Below are 16,660 nucleotides of genomic sequence, written 5' to 3' on the forward strand. Positions count from 1 at the left end.
ATCCAACTTTTGGGGTGCAGATCAAACTGTGGGAGCGGCGGTGCGACGATTCGACTTGCTCGCTCCCACATTTAATCTACGTTGGTCATCCCGCCGCCAAGCCCTTCCCCGCCCGCTCCAGATTGCGCCACAACCATACAGGCAGAACATCGGGATCAAGGCTGTCGATCAGGTTCTTCAGCGCCAGCCCCAGTTCGGTATCACCCTCGATGACCAGCCGCCGGCGAAAGAACAACGTGTCCGGATCTTCCTGACGGCTGGCCAGCAATAAAAATTCGCGCCAGTTACCGCTGATGGTCACGTTCGCCGTAGCATGCTCGGCAATCCGCAAGCCCTGACGACTGAGCGTCAGGTACCAGGACAAACCCAGGTCCGGAATCCGCAAGCACAGCCAACGTCCGCGCAGCACTTCGAACTCGCCCTCGCGCAATGGCTCGGCGAGGCAGCGATTCAGCGTCTGCTGCAACGCCAGGCGTTGCACGGCAAAAGGCACCCGTCGCACCAATGGCAACAACCGGTCGGCACCTTTCAACAGCCACTTTTTCCGATTCAACACAGGCCGACCTCCTCGACGCGCAGCATGCCGGCCTGGCCATGCCAATAGCCATTGCAACCTTCGACGAACAGCGGCGGTGTCTCGCCCTGACGAACCCGTTGATAGGCCGCGATCACGTCGGCCATGCCTTGAGCACGAGGGCTCAGGCGCAACAGATCGGCACCGCAGGCCACCAGTCCGGCGTAATCGGCCAGCAGATTGGTCACCTCGGCCGACATCGTTTGAATACCGTTAAGGGTAAACAGTGGTTGCCCTTCCTGGCTGGTCAGCGCCAAGCCATCGGGGTAGTTGATACAGCAGAACCGGCAATCGTCCTTGGGCCGGTTTTCCGCACGGGCAGTGAAGCAGCGGGCGGAATAGGCCAATGGCAGATGCCCATAGGCGAAGATTTCAACTTCCGGCACTGCACGGCCCAGTTCACGCACCTGTCCGATCACGTCGCTGATCAGCGCCGCCGAACACTCCACGGGCGGCACCCAGCGAGTCATTCCGCTATCGAGTAATTGTGCCAATGAGTGGCCGTTGTACAGATTGAGCGCCGGGCCGCCCACGAAAGGTAACTTGCGCTCGGCCAGGAAATGCACCGCGCCCATGTCGTTGGCCTCCACCAACAACTCGCCGTTGTCGCACAGCCGGCGCAGGCTGGAGAGTTCGGAGGCAGCCTCGATCAGCGTCAGGCTGGAAAGCACCAACTGTGCCTGGCTGCATTCCTGTAACTCGCGCCCCAGCCCCAGCCATTGATCCAGGGAAAAGGCCCGGCGTTTGGAACACACGGTTTCCCCCAGATAAATCACGTCCAGGGGCAAGGTCGACATGTCGGCGTAAAAGTTGCTGAGTTGCTCTTTGTCCCAATAAAACAGGACCGGTCCCAGGCTGAGCTTCATGTCGCGTCCCTCATTGCCATGATCGATGATAAGCGCCCAGGGTGGTCTGGCTGCCTTCGGACAAACCGGCCAGCACCTGACGCCATTCTTCCTTGACCCGAAAACTGCCGGGCGCGCCACGGTGAGCATCCAATGCCGCGCGCCAGACCCGGGTGACTTGTTCGACATACGCCGGGCTGCGTTGGCGGCCCTCGATTTTCACCGCTTCGACGCCAATGGCCGTCAATTCCGGGAGCAAGTCCAGGGTGTCGAGGCTGGTGGGCTCCTCCAGCGCATGAAAGCGTTTGCCATCGACCAGAAAACGGCCTTTGCACAAGGTCGGGTAACCGGCCGATTCGTCAGGGGTGTAGCGATCGATCAGCACTTCGCTGAGGCGCGCGCTCAAGCCTTCGGCGTCCTCGCTCCAACGCACGGCTTTGGCTGGCGAACAGACACCGCACAGGTTCGGCGACTCACCGGTAATGTAGGAAGACAGGTGGCAACGCCCTTCGGCCATGATGCACAAGCTGCCGAAGCCAAAGACTTCGATGGGCACCGGGCTGCTGGCGGCGACTTGACGTACCTGCGCCAACGACAACACCCGTGGCAATACCGCGCGACGAATGCCGTAGCGTTGCGCATAAAACTCCAGCGCCGCGGCATGGGTTGCCGACCCCTGAACCGACAGATGCAAGGCCAACTGCGGGTGACGCTGACTGGCATAGTCGAGCACCCCGGGGTCGGCGGCGATCAGCGCATCGACGCCGAAATCGGCGGCACGATCCACCGCCCGTTGCCAGCGCTCCCAACCCTTGGGTTGTGGGTACGTGTTGACCGCGACGTAGAGTTTGCGTTGATGCTGGCGAATGTGGGCGACGGCGGCGTCGAACTGTTTGTCGTCCATGTTCAGCCCCGCGAAATGCCGGGCATTGGTGTCATCGCGAAAGCCGACATACACGGCATCGGCACCTTGGCGCACCGCCGCTTTAAGCGCAGGCAGGTTCCCTGCCGGGCAGACCAGTTGCATGGGTAATCCTCATGAAATTACGCGTCCGGGGCAGCGCCCGGCGTCTGTGGCGCACCCTTCGAAAAAGGCGCTGCCAGTCTAGCGAGACCGGCAGGCACAGCCTTGACGGCAATCAATTGCCATCAATGCATCAGGTCGGCGAAGGACAGGAACATCACGTTGTCGTGCTTGAGCACTTGCTGCTCGCACTCGATCACCGCCAGCCCGTCGGCCCAGCAGGCGGCGGTCAACATCGCCGAGCTTTGTTGAGGGTGCAGTTCCACAGTCAACTGGCCATCGGCGCCGGGCATCAATCTGGCCCGCAGGTATTGTCGACGCTTGTTACGCTGCAACCAGTCGAACCCGGCGGGTACAGCCAACGGCACTGGCAGCACGTCAGTCATACCCTGAGCCCTGAGCAGGAACGGACGCACCACCACCAACGCGGTAATCAGCGCCCCTGACGGGTTTCCCGGCATACCGATCCACGGTTTGCCGGCCACTGCGCCATAGGCCAATGGCTTACCGGGCTGGATGGCCAGCCGCCAGAAATTCACACTGCCCAGTTCCTCGATGGCCTGTTTGAGATGGTCCTCCTCGCCGACCGACACGCCCCCGGAGCTCAACAGCAAGTCGCATTCCGAAGACGCCAGGCTCAGGGCATGCCGGCTGGCCGCCAGCTCATCTGCCATGACGCCATAGTCGTGCACCTCGACGCCCCAGCCGCGCAACAACGCCGCCAGGCAGTAACGATTGCTGTTGTAAATCTGCCCGGGCGCCAAGGGATCGCCCGGCTCACGCAGTTCATTACCGCTGCTGAGCAGGCACACCTGCAACGGCCGATAGACCTCGACCCGGGCAATCCCGGCACCGGCCAGCAATCCCAGTTCTTGCGCGCGCAGGCGTTTGCCGGCCTTGAGCAGCAGATGCCCGCGGCGAACTTCCTCGCCCTCCTTGCGCACGTGATCGCCAACGGATACCGGCGGGAACCAGACGCGCTCGCCCTCGACCCGGCAGCGCTCTTGCGGCACCACGGTATCGGCACCCGGTGGTAATGGCGCGCCGGTAAAGATCTGTACCGTTTGTTGCGCGAGCAAGGGCGAACACGCTTGATCCCCCGCCGCAATTCGGCCGCCAATCGTCAAACAGCCACCTTCCGCCGGCAGGTCGGCAGCCCTGAAGGCATAACCGTCCATGGCACTGTTGTCCCAGGCAGGGAGATTCACCGGGCAATGAATGTCCGCTGCCAGTACCCGCCCCATGGCTTGGTCCAGACGGATCATTTGCGCCAGGGGTGGTGGCGGTGCCTGGTCGAGCAGACGGCTGATGGCCTCGTCCACGGGCATCAGGTTGCCGAGGTCGCACACCCGGCCGCTCATGAGCGTGTCTCGCAGGCGTCGATGACCCGCTGTGCTTGCGCTTTCAAATGCGGGGCGAAGTTACATGGGCCGGTGCGACTGTCCAGTTGCTCGAGCAGAATCTTGTTCCAGGCAGTCCGGCAGGCACCCGGCGAGCCAGGAACGCAGCACACCAGTACACCGTTGCTCATCCCGGCCAGTGCCCGGGACTGCAGACTGGACATGCCAATCTCTTCCAGCGACACCTGGCGGAACAATTCGCCGAAGCCTTCCACATGTTTGTCCAGCAGTGGCAGCACCGCTTGCGGTGTGTTGTCACGAGCGGTGAAACCGGTGCCGCCAGTCATCAATATGACTTGCACCCGGGGGTCGGCGATCCACTGGGAGACCGTTGCGCGGATCTGATAAATATCATCCTTGACCAGGCCACGATCGATCAGCACATGCCCGGCCGTTTGCAGCAAATCCGTCAGGGTCTGTCCTGAAGTGTCGGTGTCAAAGGTGCGCGTATCGCTGATGGTCAGCACGGCAATGTTCAGGGGTTCGAAACGGCGTTGCGTCAGATGGGCCATATCCAGGCTTTCCCGTAGATGAGGGTATGGCCCAAAGCCTGAACCGGAATAGCGAACGAGCCTATTCCTCCAAGGAGGTACCTCGACGGGGACATAGAGAGATGTGCCGGGCACACAAAACCTGTGGGAGCGGGCTTGCCCGCGATGGCGATACTCGACTCAACACATGTATTGACTGAAATGACGCCTTCGCGGGCAAGCCCGCTCCCACACTGCCCCCATCGCTTTCAAGGTGCCAACCGGCTCCGTTTCCACAGGCCATCGCGCAACCGGTAATCGAGACGGTCATGCAAGCGGTCGGCACGGCCCTGCCAGAACTCCAGACGTTCAGGGTGCAGGCAATAACCGCCCCAATGCTCAGGGCGCGAAACGGTCTGGCCGACGAAGCCTTTGATGGTTTGCGCCAGCATCGACTCCAGCGCTGCACGGCTGGCCAACGGACGGCTTTGCGGTGAAGCCCAGGCGCCCAGGCGACTGGCCATCGAGCGGGAATCGAAGTATGCATCCGAGAGTTGCGGGTCGAGCCTGGACACCCGGCCTTCGATGCGCACTTGACGCTCCAGCCCCGGCCAGAAAAACGTCATGGCGGCATAGGGATTGGCGGCCAGTTGCCGCCCCTTGTCGCTCTGATAATTGCCGAAAAATGTAAAGCCTTCATCGCTCAAGCCTTTGAGCAACAGCACCCGGCAGTGCGGCCGCCCTTCATCATCGACCGTCGCCAGCACCATGCTATTGGCCTCGACAGGTGCGCACTCGGTATCGCGGGCCTGTTGCAGCCATTGCCGGAACATCGCCAGCGGATCGTCCAGCGCAGCCTCATCTTGCAGGCCATTAAGGGTGTAGTTGCGGCGCATTTGGGCCAGGGACAGGGGCATGACAGTGATCTCCGGAAGGTTTTGCGCAGTGTGCGAGGCACTGCGCGATACCACCTTGACCGCCATCAACACCGAGCGTCGACACGGCAGCGCCCTGACCTACTTCAGACGCAGGCGTCGCGCCAGTTTGTGCAAATTGCTGGGGTCGACTTCCAGCATCCGCGCGGCGCTGGCCCAGTTGTCCCCGGACAGGCTCAGGGCCTCGAGGATCTTCTTGCGCTGGTAATCATCGACGGCTTCGCCCAGGGGCTGGAACGGCAGATCAGCCGTAATGTCCCGGGATGGCTCGACCTCTGCCCCCGGCGCGGCCATCGGGCTGTCGAGATCGAGAACCTCTGGCTCCAGCGTCATGATCGATGTGCGACTCGTCCCGCGACTGAGCTGCTTCAACGCCGCCCGACTGATGACGTGCTCCAGTTCGCGCACATTGCCCGGCCAGGTGTATGCCAGCAAGGCTCGCTCCGCCGCCGGCGACAAACGCAAACCTCGCAGGCCGAGCCGCGCCCGATTGAGCTCCAGAAAATGCCCGGCCAGCATCAACACATCGTGACCACGCTCGCGCAGGGCCGGAATCGGCACCGGGTACACCGAGAGACGGTGATACAGATCGGCGCGAAACAAGCCATCGCGGATGCTGTCCGGCAGGTGCCGATTGGTGGCGGCGATGATTCGCACATCGACGTGCAAAGGCTTGTCGGCGCCCAGCCGCTGGATCTCGCCGTTTTGCAGGGTGCGCAGCAATTTCGCTTGCACGCTCAAGGGCAACTCCCCGACTTCATCAAGAAACAGCGTGCCACCGTTGGCGGCATCGAACCGTCCGGCGCGGTCACTGGTGGCACCGGAAAAGGCGCCTTTGACATGCCCGAACAACTCACTCTCCGCCAGCGACTCCGGCAAGGCTGCGCAGTTAACCTGTATCAGCGGTTTGTGGTGGCGCCTTGAAAGACGATGCAAGCGCCGGGCAAACAACTCTTTGCCGACGCCGGTCTCGCCCAGCAGCAATACCGGCAGATCGGAATCGGCCAGTACATCCAGCTCATTGAGCAACTGATGCAACACCTCACTTTGCCCAAGGATCTCGCCCTCCCCGACGGGCATGCGCAAGTCCTGGGGATCGCTGCGGGACAGGCGCAAGCTGCGGTTTTCCTGCTCCAGGCGAGTGACCCGCACGGCGGCTTCGATCTGCAAAGTGCAACGCTTGAGTTCTTCCCGCGCCCGGTTGTCGAAGGTTCCGGCGTGCAGCGCATCGAGGGTGATCGCGCCCCAGATCCGCCCCTCGACATAGAGGCTCACGCCCATGCAGTCATGCACTGGCAGCGGTTCGCCGACGTGGTTGTCGAGCAAGCCATCATAGGGGTCGGGCAGGCGACTGTCGGGCTCGAACCAGGTCGGCTCGCGCGACGCCATGATCGCCGCCAGCCGAGGATGCTGGGCGATGACGAACCGGCGTCCCAACGCTTCATGCACCAGCCCCACCGTCGCCACGGGCCTGAGGCTGTCGTCATCCAGACGCAGCAAGCCCACGGCGCCACTGTTGAAGTATTCGCGCAGGGTCTGGACCAGTCGTTGCAACCGCACGGCATTGGGCAACTCGACGATCAGGTCGGCCGCCAGGCTTTCTCGCAGCATGGTAGTCATCACCCTCTATAGTTGTATTTACCCTGAAGCATCAGGGTGAATATCACCACAACTAAAAATTAATCCATGTTTTTCAATACGTTAAAAATGGCATGCCGGGTGCAATGAGCCTGGGGAACCGTTGAAACCCAAACAAGGAACCCTGATGAGCCAGCCCCTATTGGAACAAAGCCTCGGCCAACTGGCCTGCGACATTCCCGGTGCCACCCGGATCTTTCACACCTTCAAACTGGACTTCTGTTGCGGCGGGCATAAAAGCCTGCGTGAAGCGGCCCTTGGCAAAAACCTCGACCCGGTCCTCATCGCCGACGCCCTGCAGGTTCTGCAAGACGCTGGCGAAACCCAGCACGACTGGCGCAACGAACCGTCGGAACTGCTGATCGCCCATCTTCTGACGCGCTACCACGCCCGCCACCGCGAGCAACTGCCGGAACTGATCCGTCTGGCTCGCCGCGTCGAACAGGTCCATGGTGCACGCAGCAGCTGTCCCAACGGCCTGGCCGATCTGCTGACTGACATGCAGCAGGAGCTCGAAGGCCACATGCTCAAGGAAGAACAAGTGCTGTTCCCGATGCTGCAACAAGGCGTTGGTCCTCAGGCCGCACCGCCGATACAGGTGCTGCGTTTCGAACATGATCAACATGGCCAGGCACTGGAACAAATGCTCGCCCTGACCAATCACATCATCCCGCCCGCCGATGCCTGTAACACCTGGCGCGCCCTCTATCGCGGGCTGCGGGAGTTCAAGGACGACTTGATGCAACACATCCACCTGGAAAACAACGTGTTGTTCATTAATGCCTTGAACCCCCGCCATTGATCGATTGCCGCCCCCCCAACCCGCGCCATCCAACCGGATGACGCGGGTTTTGTTTATGAGGGACGTATTGCGATCAGCCGTGCCAATAGAACATGGCCTTGGCCAGGATCACGATCAACACCATGTGCCCGAGAATACTGCGGCGAATCCAGCATGCGCGGGTCGCGGTCAGGCGCCCGTGGGTCAGCCAATAGGCCAGCAGCAAGTAATGACCAATGATGCTCAGGGCCAACAGGATTTTCAGGCTCAGCAACGTACCAAAACTGCTGGCCAACGGCTGACTCAATGCGCCCCGGTACTGCCACGCCAAACCGATGCCGGCGCCATACAACAGCAACACCACGCCATGCAGCACTTTGCGCGAGCGCACGGCAATCGCCTGGTCCGCCGTCACTTGCGATACGTCCGTCAACTGCTGGCGAGCGCGATGCCAGATAACCACCTCGAAAAACAGCGTGCCAATGAAGGCAATCGCCGCCAGCAAATGCGTGACCAGTAAAAAGGGATACATCAGCGGCTGCCTCCATTCATTCGCGTATTCATCCCGGATGACCGTCAACCCGGGTCCGCAGCAGCATCGGCCCGTAGCGCCAGGCATACAGCGCAAACGCCAGCGCCCAGCACAAACCGGCCAGCCACAATGCGGCCAACGGGAAGAACAGAATCAACACGACCCGGCTCAGACACGCCAGGTTGAGCAAAATGAAGGCCAGGGTCATGCCCGATGGCGGTTCCAGGGGTCGACCGGTGTGGCCGAGGCTGACCCGCGCGATCATCGCCAGCACCAGGCCAGCCATGGCCCCTATGGTCAGGCAATGCACCGCCAGACTCGGGTTGATCGGCACACCGAAATGCCACAGCGCCATCCCGAGACAAGCCACCGCCAACCAGCCATAAGCCAGATGCAGCGACCACAGCAACGGCACGCGCCAGAGTGCCCGGTCATGCCAGCGCACCAGGCGCACCAGATGCCCTGCCGCCAGCACCGCGAACAGCAGACCCACCCAGACATTGGGGACGAGCGCAGGTCCTGCGGCATACAACAACGCCACCAGCGGCGAACCGACCAACAGCAATCGATCCAGCCAGGGCCAGGCGACAACGCCTTCAACCCGACCAAGGCCGCGCTGGGTGAAGAACGGAATTACCCGCCCGCCGATCAACCCCATCATCGCCGCCACCAGCCAGAGGCCGCTCAGTACGCCTTGGCGCTGCCAGCCTTCATGCCCCTCGACCAGGCCGTACAGAGACAACCCGTCAGCCAAGGCCAATAACATCAAGACCACCACAATCGGGTAGTTACGTTTCTGCCGCACTTTCCACAAGGTGAAGCCCATGAGTACCGCCACCGCCAACGGGAACGCCAGTTCCAGTACTGCGAGCAACGGCAATGGCGCATTGGCCAGCCAGGCCACCCGCGCCAACAACCACAGCAACGCCAGCGCGGCCAACGGTTTGCCGCTTAGGCCGGGACGACCAGTCCAGGTCTGCACCGCCGTCAACAGAAAGCCCGCGATAATCGCCAAGCCGAACCCGAACAACAATTCATGCCGATGCCAGCCCAGCCATCCGCCCGCCGGCTGCCAGTTGGAAATCGAACCACTGAAGGCCGCCAGCCAGAGCGGAATGGCCAGCACCGCCAAAAGGCAACCGGCGAGGAAAAATGGCCGAAAGGCCAGCCGAAACAGCGGCGTGATTGCCATCGCTTTACGGCGGTCAAGCACTTGCATAAAACCACTCCTCTACCTTGCTGCTGACCTGACACCAACCCGCAGGTGCCGAGGCAAATCCAGGGGCAATCATCGGGTATTACCGATCCATTGCCGTTGTCGCAGATCAAGTGTGCAAGGGGCGTGCCTCGATACCGAGCGCGTGCCCTTTGTGGCGAGGGAGCTTGCTCCCGCTCGGGTGCGCAGCAGCCGTAAACCGGCTGACGCGTTGTATCTGTCGGTTTGCGACGGCCGATGTTTGGGAGCGCTTCGCACTCCAGCGGGAGCAAGCTCCCTCGCCACAGGGTGATCGGCTCAGGGTATAAATGACCCTTTAATGGTTATTTAAACCCTAAAGATCACGGTATTTTCTACCCTGGTCGCTGAGAACCCCACTAAACAAAGGCCTCCGGGCCTGGCCCGCGTCTTGCTCAGCATGGGCAACCTTACGGAAACCCTGACCCCCCTCTCGATTACCCGGAGTCGTCATGAAAAAAGTCATCCAGCCACTGGCCTGGTTCGTGGTGCTGACCTCAATCCTGGCCGTGGCCAGCGGCGTTTCCCTGGGCCTCGTCTGACTTGATCGCCAGTCCCCTTCTCAATCTTCAGGATGAATTCTCATGGTGCTTCACCGCGTCCATCACCAGATTCTGCGCAGTCATCATCTGTTCGAACCGCTGAACGAAGAACAGCTGGACGAATTGATGAGTACCAGCCAATTGCTGAGCATCGACAAAGGCGAGCCGTTGTTTCGTCAGGGTGAGCCGGCCGATGCGTTCTATTTCGTGATTGCCGGCGCGGTAAAAATCTACCGGCTGACACCGGATGGGCAGGAGAAAGTGTTCGAGGTCATCAGTGAGCGGCAAACCTTCGCCGAGGCGATGATGCTGATGGACACCCCAAACTATGTGGCCTCGGCCGAAGCGATCTGCCCCACCCAGCTCTATCGTTTATCCAACAGCACCTACATGCGCCTGCTGCAGAGCAATAGCCGGCTGACCTTTGCACTGCTGGGCAAACTCTGCGTTCGCTTACATCAACGGGTCAACGAAATCGAAACCCTGTCGCTGAAAAACGCCACCCACCGGGTCGTGCGTTATCTGCTGACGCAACTGGTGCGCCAGCAAACCGTTGACTGCCAATTCGAACTGCCGATGGCCAAGCAACTGATTGCCGGGCATCTGTCGATCCAGCCAGAAACCTTTTCGCGAATCATCCGCCGCTTGATCGATGAAAACATCATCACCCAGGACGGCCGTCAGATCGCCATTCTTGATCGTCTGCGCCTGGAACAGTTCGAGTGAGTGCCATGCCCGTCTGCCTGTATTGCCAACATGCCAACCTTTCACAAGAAACCGAGTGCCACCAATGCGGCATGCCCCTGCCGGCACTGGCTGAACACGCCGGGGAACGTCGACAGCGCCGATTCATGTGGTTCTGCGTTGGCCTGACGGTCTTTTGCGTGGTGATGTTTTTCTGGCTGCCGCGCAGCTGAAGATCGCACATATCCCTGTAGCAGCTGGCGCAGCCTGCGTTCGGCTGCGCAGCAGTCGTAAAACCATTCACCGCGGTGATTCAGGAATACCGTGGGCTCAGGATTTACGACTGCTGCGCAGCCGAACGCAGCCTCGCACGCTCGGCAGCTGCTACAGGGACGCAGATGGTCAAGGACATCACAGTTGGGTCAGTTGGCGGTACAACTGCGGCAAGCGCAGGGGCAGTTGTTCGGGCTGACGGATCAATGTGTAGCCATTGGCGCCGAACATGTACGGCAGGTAATCCCCGGCCTCGCGATCGATCGTGATACAGAACGGCGTCAGCCCCTGACGCCGTGCCTCCAGCACCGCCTCGCGGGTATCTTCAACACCGTAACGCCCCTCATACAGATCCAGATCATTCGGTTTGCCATCCGTCAGCAGCAACAACAGTTTGCTGCGCCGCTTACTCTTGCCCAATAGTTGCGTGGCCTGGCGAATGGCGGCGCCCATGCGTGTGTAATACCCCGGTTTGAGACCTTGAATACGACCTCGGGTGTTGTCGTCATACCGCTGGGTGAACGACTTGAGTTCCTGCATGCGCACTTGCTGACGACGCAACGAGGAAAACCCGTACAGGGCGAAATCATCACCCAGCACCGACAAGGTTTCGCCGAACAGCAGCAGGCTGTCGCGGATCACGTCGATGACACGATGCTGATCGTTCAGGTGGGCGTCAGTGGACATCGACACGTCGGCCAGCAACAGGCACGCCAGGTCGCGGCGAGTCTGCCGCTGCTCCATGAACAAACCGCGTTCGGCGCACTGGCCATGCTCGCGATCAACGTGAAAATCCAGCCAGGCCTGCATGTCCAGCTCTGATCCCTGAGGTTGTTGGCGTAACCATTGACGATCATTGCGCAGGTGCTCGAACTGACGCCGCAAACGGTGCGCCGAGGCCTTCAGGCGTAGCGGCAGCGGCTGCGCCTCACAGTCGCGGGGCACCAGCATTTGCAGGTTGACGAAGCTGTCCTGCATCCGTTGTTTGCGATAGTCCCACTCCGGCAACTTGATGCCCTCGCCGAGGGGAATATCGTCGACATCGGCCGGTGGTAAATCCAGATGCAGCTTGAGACCGCCCCCCTTGCGCAGGCGTGTGCGCGACAGCGTCAATTCATCCAGGTCGTCGGCGACTCGGGCAGCGTCCGGGTCTTCGCTGTCATCCGACCAGCGATCCAGCTCCACGTGCTCGGTCCAGCTGAACAGGTTCTCCAGACGCACCACCAGCAGCCCGCCTTCACGGGTGCTTTCATCGATCCGCGTCGCGCGCTTACGCCCGCCTTTCTGCTCGCCGGGTGGCGTGGTCAAAGACTCTTCGGACTCATCGCCCAGATCGGCAGCCTGGGGGCTGACGAGGTGTTGCGGCGGGTACAACCACAGCGGCAGCGGCCACGCGGCCCGTTCGCTGCGGGGAAAATGCTCGACACTGCCGGGCTCGCGCAACGCCTGGCATAACGCCCGTTCCAGTGCCGATTCGCTGGCGTTCAACGAGGCCGGATCGGGGCGCAATTGCAGATGGGCATCGACCAGTCGTTGGTAACGAACACGCAACGCGGGATAGCGTCGCAGCAGCTGTTGCGTCCAGCGTTGATTGTCCCGGCCCCAGTGGCGCATCGGCCCGGCCTGCGCCGCCAGCAACGCGAGCCAGCGATAGAGTTCCTCATTCAGTGCCACTTCGGGAAACACCGCCAGGCTCGACGGCAGCCGTAAATTACGCTCGTCACACCACGCCAGCGGTACTTGTTTGCAGGTGCCGGCGATTTGCTGCAACACATTGCGTCGCAGCAGCAGATCGCGGTCGCTGGCCGCTTCCACACCGACGCCATTGGCACCACCCATGGCGCGAAACAACAGCGCCAGCGGGCGTTGCTGGCTGGCCAGTTCAACCCGTGCTTCGGGGAAGTCCGGGCTGGCGCGCCGGGTGATGAAACGATGCCAGACACTGCCTACCCACTCTTCCAGTTCGACGGTAAACGCCATGGTGCTTGCCCTTGCTGGAACCAAAAAACGGCCCGCTGTATCAGCCGGGCCGACCTTTTCCTAGCCATTGCACCCGATCATGAAGGTACAACCGCCGCCGGAGCGCGCAAGGCTGCGCGGCCACGTTGCTTGAAGCTGAACAGGTAACAGAGCAGCCCGGCGAAGAAGCCGATACCAGCACCCAGACGCGCCCAGAACAGCACTTGCAGATGTTCGACCGTAGCCATGAATGGCAATGCGATCCCATCGGCCTGCCAGCGTTGCAGGTAAACCTGTACGACACCGGCCGCGGTGAGGAACAGCGTGATCATCACCATCGACAGGGTCATTAACCAGAAGCCCCAGACTTCGAGGGTCTGTGAACGCTCGTCACCCGCTTCACCCAGCCCGCGCAGTCGTGGCATGGCGTAGCTGATCAAGGTCATCACGATCATCGCGTAAGCACCGTAGAAAGCCAGGTGACCGTGCGCTGCCGTCAATTGCGAACCGTGGGTGTAGAAGTTGACCGGCGCCAGGGTATGCAGAAAGCCCCAGACACCCGCACCGAAGAACGCCGTGACCGTGGTGCCCTTGGCCCACAGCGTGGCGGCACGGTTGGGGTGTTGCCGACGACGGTTCTTCACCATGCTGAAGGCAAAGATCACCATGGCCAGGAACGGCAGCGGTTCGAATGCGGAGAAGATCGAGCCGACCCACAGCCAGACCTCGGGCGCACCGATCCAGAAGAAGTGGTGACCGGTGCCGATGATCCCGGTAATCAGCGCCATGGCGATGATCACGTAGAGCCATTTCTCCACGACTTCCCGGTCGACACCGGTGATCTTGATCAGCACGAAGGCGAGCATCGAGCCCATGATCAGCTCCCACACGCCTTCCACCCAAAGATGCACCACCCACCACCAGTAGAACTTGTCGCGGGCCAGGTTACCGGGGTTGTAGAAGGAGAACAGGAAGAACACCGCAAGGCCGATCAACCCGGTCATCATCACCATGCTGACGGTGGTCTTGCGACCTTTGAGCAAGGTCATGCCGATGTTATAGAGAAAACCCAGGCACACCACCACGATGCCCATCTTGGTGATGGTCGGCTGCTCCAGGAACTCCCGGCCCATGGTCGGCAACAGCTCGTTATGCGTCAGTTTGGCCAGGCCCGCATAAGGCACCAGCAGATAGCCAAGAATCGTCAGCACACCAGCAGCGGCGAATACCCAAAACAGAATGATCGCCAGCTTCGGGCTGTGCAGTTCGCGGTCGGCCTCTTCCGGAATCAGGTAATAGGCGGCGCCCATGAAGCCGAACAGCAACCAGACGATCAGCAGATTGGTGTGCACCATCCGCGCCACGTTGAAGGGAATGATCGGGAACAGAAAGTCTCCGATCACGTATTGCACCCCCATGATCAAACCGAACAGCACCTGACCGAGAAACAGCATCAGGGCAAACACGAAGTACGGTTTGGCCACGGCTTGCGAGGCGAATTTCAGATGCGGATTAGCGATGCTCATCTCTTAGCCCTCCTTGTTTGGCGGCCAGCCATTGGTGTTGATGTTCGAGCTCCATTTGAGGAACTCGGCGATGTCATCCACCTCTTGCTCGCTCAACTTGAACTGCGGCATCGCTCGTCGGCCCGGTACGCCCAGCGGCTGCATTTTCATCCAGGCATGCAGAAAAGGTTTAAAGCCCTCCTCCCCGCCGCGTCGCTGGAATACGTTGCCCAGCTCTGGCGCAAAGTAGGCGCCCTCGCCCAGCAACGTGTGGCAGCCGACGCAGTTGTTTTGCTCCCAGACCGTCTTGCCGCGAATCACTGATTCGGTTAACTGCGCTTCGTTGCTGCGCACTGGAAAGGTCTGTTCCGTGTGATAGGTCAAGGCCAGGAATATCAGGAAGAAAAAGACGCTTCCCCCGAAGTAGATATTCCTGGCCATGCCTTTGGTGAAGGTCTCTGACATGGTCGCTTCCTCTTTGCTTGGCGTGCCCATGATAGAAAGCGAGGGGGTAAAACCTGCTTGATGGCGATCAAGAAAGGCAGATGGTTTTGGTCGGGTAATACGCTTAAGTCGTACTCGGTCCATGTAGCAGCTGGCGCAGCCTGCGTTCGGCTGCGCCAGCTGCTACATGGATTGGTTAGCCGATCGACACCAGCGTCAGCCCCACAACGGCCGCCAACACCAGCGCCCAGCTCACCATCAACCGGCGCCACAATCGCGGCGCATGGCGCATCTCCATGAAGCCATCGGTGATCAGCCAGGCCTTGCCGACCGCCACCAGCAAAATGGCAATGGACAACAGCCACGTCGCGCCGACTTGTGACAACACAACGGTGCACACGCTTAATGTGGCCAACGCTGCCCAGCAGACGAGCAACAACCTGGAAGCTGACATCAGAACCTCCGTCAATTCAGCACGTACACCAGCGGAAACAGCACGACCCAGATCAGATCGACCATGTGCCAATACAGCACGCCCGATTCAAACCCGCTGCGGTTGGCGGCGTTGTACAGGCCTCGACGGCAGCGCTCGGCCAGCCATCCGAGAATGACCATGCCGAGCAGCACATGGAGAAAATGAAAACCGGTGAGGATCCAGTAGAGGGTGAAAAACGTGTTGTGCTCCATGCCCAGCCCCGAAGCCAGCAAGTGCCGGTATTCGGTAAGCTTCAACACCACGTAGACGCTGCCGGCAAGCAACGCGGCCAGCAGAAGCACGGCGCCGTGGCGGGACCGGGAACGCCTGACCTGCTCCTGAGCCAGCGCGGCGAACAGCCCGGCGGTGAGCAGGCTCAGGGTCATCGCCAGGCCGGTAGAGGTGTTGAGCAATTGACGGCTTTCACCGAACAGCTGCGGCTTGAGTGCCTGAGTCACGGCGAACGCCAGAATCAGGATGGCGAACACCGACAACTCGGCCAAAATGAAAAACCACATCGCCAGATCGCCCGGCAGGTGGCCACGCGCAACGCCCCTGGACTCAGCCGAAGTGGACATCAACCACGCCCATCAGCGCCGCAACCGTCAGCGGATCATCGCTCAGCGGCTCGGCCAGGCAAGCCATGCACGCTTCACGCGGGCTCATGCCGGAGCGGATCATTCGCGCAGTAAAAATCAGCAGCCGCGTCGAGGCGACTTCCTCAAGATCATGTTGATCCAGCCTTCGCAGGGCCTGCCCCAACCTGACCACTTGCGCCGCCAACGCGCTGTCCACCTGAGCCTCCCTGGCGACAATGCGCTCTTCATCGGCCACCGGCGGATAGCCGAAACGCATCGCCACGAAACGTTGTCGGGTGCTGGGCTTCATGCCTTTGAGCAGGTTCTGGTAGCCGGGGTTGTACGACACGACCAGCATGAATGAGGACGGCGCCTGCAACACTTCGCCGGTGCGCTCCAGGAACAACTCGCGACGATCATCGGCCAGTGGGTGCAGTACGACCACCGTGTCCTGCCGCGCCTCGACCACTTCGTCCAGATAACAAATGCCGCCTTCACGCACCGCGCGGGTCAGCGGCCCGTCCTGCCACCAGGTGCCTTGGGCGCCAATCAGATGACGGCCAATCAGGTCGGCGGCACTCAGGTCGTCATGGCACGCCACGGTGTACAGCGGCAGCTTCAGCCGATGGGCCATGTGCTGGACGAAACGGGTCTTGCCGCACCCCGTCGGGCCTTTGATCAGCACCGGCATGCCGTGTCGCCAGGCTTGCTCGAACAGCGCCTCCTCATTATTGAGCGGTTGATAGAAGGGTTCGCAAGACTGGATT

General features: G+C 61.0%; 18 protein-coding genes. 3 read left to right on the forward strand and 15 right to left on the reverse strand.

All coding sequences use genetic code 11. The annotated features are described in order from the left end of the window. Window positions 1-85 precede the first annotated feature (85 nt). The 7 genes from ubiT to norR all read right to left on the reverse strand — a co-directional run bounded on the left by ubiT (window position 86) and on the right by norR (window position 6,859). Window positions 86-556, reverse strand: a complete 471-nt coding sequence (ubiT, locus tag AC30D7_RS25650) for a ubiquinone anaerobic biosynthesis accessory factor UbiT (protein WP_018927803.1) — start codon at window positions 554-556, stop codon at window positions 86-88. Beyond that, entirely contained in the window at window positions 550-1,440 is an 891-nt protein-coding gene (locus tag AC30D7_RS25655) for a U32 family peptidase (RefSeq protein ID WP_490135930.1), read from the reverse strand. Before AC30D7_RS25655 ends, ubiT begins: the two co-directional genes overlap by 7 nt. A gap of 10 nt (window positions 1,441-1,450) precedes the next feature. Continuing rightward, on the reverse strand, window positions 1,451-2,446 hold the full coding sequence (gene ubiU / locus AC30D7_RS25660; protein WP_064617223.1) for a ubiquinone anaerobic biosynthesis protein UbiU: 996 nt from the start codon (window positions 2,444-2,446) through the stop codon (window positions 1,451-1,453). A 122-nt stretch (window positions 2,447-2,568) separates the two neighbouring features. Then, a complete protein-coding gene (locus tag AC30D7_RS25665; protein ID WP_490135931.1) occupies window positions 2,569-3,804 on the reverse strand; it encodes a molybdopterin molybdotransferase MoeA in 1,236 nt (411 codons plus the stop codon). Beyond that, window positions 3,801-4,355: a molybdenum cofactor biosynthesis protein B gene (gene moaB, locus AC30D7_RS25670; protein ID WP_490135932.1), complete on the reverse strand. Its 555-nt coding sequence runs from the start codon at window positions 4,353-4,355 to the stop codon at window positions 3,801-3,803. Before moaB ends, AC30D7_RS25665 begins: the two co-directional genes overlap by 4 nt. A gap of 227 nt (window positions 4,356-4,582) precedes the next feature. Continuing rightward, the gene (pdxH, locus tag AC30D7_RS25675; protein WP_490135933.1) at window positions 4,583-5,230 is read right to left on the reverse strand and encodes a pyridoxamine 5'-phosphate oxidase; all 648 of its coding nucleotides are present in this window, start codon (window positions 5,228-5,230) and stop codon (window positions 4,583-4,585) included. A gap of 99 nt (window positions 5,231-5,329) precedes the next feature. Further along, complete coding sequence (norR, locus tag AC30D7_RS25680; RefSeq protein WP_258674173.1) at window positions 5,330-6,859, reverse strand: nitric oxide reductase transcriptional regulator NorR; 1,530 nt, start codon at window positions 6,857-6,859, stop codon at window positions 5,330-5,332. Between the two features lie 154 nt (window positions 6,860-7,013). Here norR and ytfE point away from each other — a divergent pair, with 154 nt between their 5' ends. Continuing rightward, window positions 7,014-7,688, forward strand: a complete 675-nt coding sequence (gene ytfE, locus AC30D7_RS25685) for an iron-sulfur cluster repair protein YtfE (protein ID WP_490135934.1) — start codon at window positions 7,014-7,016, stop codon at window positions 7,686-7,688. A 73-nt stretch (window positions 7,689-7,761) separates the two neighbouring features. Here the strand turns inward: ytfE and AC30D7_RS25690 are convergent, their stop codons facing one another. Next, window positions 7,762-8,199 carry a hypothetical protein gene (locus AC30D7_RS25690; RefSeq protein WP_490135935.1) on the reverse strand — a complete coding sequence of 146 codons (438 nt, stop codon included), beginning with the start codon at window positions 8,197-8,199 and terminating at the stop codon, window positions 7,762-7,764. A gap of 28 nt (window positions 8,200-8,227) precedes the next feature. Then, entirely contained in the window at window positions 8,228-9,418 is a 1,191-nt protein-coding gene (locus tag AC30D7_RS25695) for an NnrS family protein (protein ID WP_490135936.1), read from the reverse strand. Window positions 9,419-10,017: 599 nt separating this feature from the next. On the opposite strand from AC30D7_RS25695, the gene AC30D7_RS25700 reads away from it, so the two are divergent. Both AC30D7_RS25700 and AC30D7_RS25705 read left to right on the forward strand, forming a co-directional pair. After that, complete coding sequence (locus AC30D7_RS25700; RefSeq protein WP_018927791.1) at window positions 10,018-10,701, forward strand: Crp/Fnr family transcriptional regulator; 684 nt, start codon at window positions 10,018-10,020, stop codon at window positions 10,699-10,701. Next, window positions 10,698-10,892, forward strand: a complete 195-nt coding sequence (locus tag AC30D7_RS25705) for a protein DnrP (RefSeq protein WP_490135937.1) — start codon at window positions 10,698-10,700, stop codon at window positions 10,890-10,892. The genes AC30D7_RS25700 and AC30D7_RS25705 overlap by 4 nt, the downstream gene beginning before the upstream one ends. 178 nt (window positions 10,893-11,070) lie before the next feature. Here AC30D7_RS25705 and AC30D7_RS25710 read toward each other — a convergent pair whose 3' ends face one another. The 6 genes from AC30D7_RS25710 to AC30D7_RS25735 all read right to left on the reverse strand — a co-directional run bounded on the left by AC30D7_RS25710 (window position 11,071) and on the right by AC30D7_RS25735 (window position 16,659). After that, on the reverse strand, window positions 11,071-12,912 hold the full coding sequence (locus AC30D7_RS25710; RefSeq protein ID WP_490135938.1) for a nitric oxide reductase activation protein NorD: 1,842 nt from the start codon (window positions 12,910-12,912) through the stop codon (window positions 11,071-11,073). Between the two features lie 77 nt (window positions 12,913-12,989). Continuing rightward, complete coding sequence (locus tag AC30D7_RS25715) at window positions 12,990-14,417, reverse strand: cbb3-type cytochrome c oxidase subunit I (RefSeq protein ID WP_018927788.1); 1,428 nt, start codon at window positions 14,415-14,417, stop codon at window positions 12,990-12,992. Between the two features lie 3 nt (window positions 14,418-14,420). After that, window positions 14,421-14,861: a c-type cytochrome gene (locus AC30D7_RS25720; RefSeq protein WP_018927787.1), complete on the reverse strand. Its 441-nt coding sequence runs from the start codon at window positions 14,859-14,861 to the stop codon at window positions 14,421-14,423. A 175-nt stretch (window positions 14,862-15,036) separates the two neighbouring features. Beyond that, window positions 15,037-15,294 carry a cytochrome C oxidase subunit IV family protein gene (locus AC30D7_RS25725; RefSeq protein WP_018927786.1) on the reverse strand — a complete coding sequence of 86 codons (258 nt, stop codon included), beginning with the start codon at window positions 15,292-15,294 and terminating at the stop codon, window positions 15,037-15,039. A gap of 11 nt (window positions 15,295-15,305) precedes the next feature. Next, window positions 15,306-15,893, reverse strand: coding sequence for a cytochrome c oxidase subunit 3 (locus tag AC30D7_RS25730; RefSeq protein ID WP_064617213.1), 588 nt, complete (start codon window positions 15,891-15,893; stop codon window positions 15,306-15,308). After that, the gene (locus AC30D7_RS25735; RefSeq protein WP_413817535.1) at window positions 15,877-16,659 is read right to left on the reverse strand and encodes a CbbQ/NirQ/NorQ/GpvN family protein; all 783 of its coding nucleotides are present in this window, start codon (window positions 16,657-16,659) and stop codon (window positions 15,877-15,879) included. The genes AC30D7_RS25730 and AC30D7_RS25735 overlap by 17 nt, the downstream gene beginning before the upstream one ends. Window position 16,660 lies beyond the last annotated feature (1 nt).

The organism is Pseudomonas sp. DF5, assembly GCF_058148225.1.

Coding starts and splice junctions, on each gene's coding strand:
- AC30D7_RS25725 (WP_018927786.1), bottom strand. CDS start 15,294: ATGTCAGCTTCCAGGTTGTTGCTCGTCTGCTGGGCAGCGTTGGCCACA.
- moaB (WP_490135932.1), bottom strand. CDS start 4,355: ATGGCCCATCTGACGCAACGCCGTTTCGAACCCCTGAACATTGCCGTG.
- ytfE (WP_490135934.1), top strand. CDS start 7,014: ATGAGCCAGCCCCTATTGGAACAAAGCCTCGGCCAACTGGCCTGCGAC.
- AC30D7_RS25710 (WP_490135938.1), bottom strand. CDS start 12,912: ATGGCGTTTACCGTCGAACTGGAAGAGTGGGTAGGCAGTGTCTGGCAT.
- norR (WP_258674173.1), bottom strand. CDS start 6,859: ATGCTGCGAGAAAGCCTGGCGGCCGACCTGATCGTCGAGTTGCCCAAT.
- AC30D7_RS25720 (WP_018927787.1), bottom strand. CDS start 14,861: ATGTCAGAGACCTTCACCAAAGGCATGGCCAGGAATATCTACTTCGGG.
- pdxH (WP_490135933.1), bottom strand. CDS start 5,230: ATGCCCCTGTCCCTGGCCCAAATGCGCCGCAACTACACCCTTAATGGC.
- AC30D7_RS25690 (WP_490135935.1), bottom strand. CDS start 8,199: ATGTATCCCTTTTTACTGGTCACGCATTTGCTGGCGGCGATTGCCTTC.
- AC30D7_RS25695 (WP_490135936.1), bottom strand. CDS start 9,418: ATGCAAGTGCTTGACCGCCGTAAAGCGATGGCAATCACGCCGCTGTTT.
- ubiU (WP_064617223.1), bottom strand. CDS start 2,446: ATGCAACTGGTCTGCCCGGCAGGGAACCTGCCTGCGCTTAAAGCGGCG.
- AC30D7_RS25665 (WP_490135931.1), bottom strand. CDS start 3,804: ATGAGCGGCCGGGTGTGCGACCTCGGCAACCTGATGCCCGTGGACGAG.
- AC30D7_RS25655 (WP_490135930.1), bottom strand. CDS start 1,440: ATGAAGCTCAGCCTGGGACCGGTCCTGTTTTATTGGGACAAAGAGCAA.
- AC30D7_RS25730 (WP_064617213.1), bottom strand. CDS start 15,893: ATGTCCACTTCGGCTGAGTCCAGGGGCGTTGCGCGTGGCCACCTGCCG.
- AC30D7_RS25715 (WP_018927788.1), bottom strand. CDS start 14,417: ATGAGCATCGCTAATCCGCATCTGAAATTCGCCTCGCAAGCCGTGGCC.
- AC30D7_RS25700 (WP_018927791.1), top strand. CDS start 10,018: ATGGTGCTTCACCGCGTCCATCACCAGATTCTGCGCAGTCATCATCTG.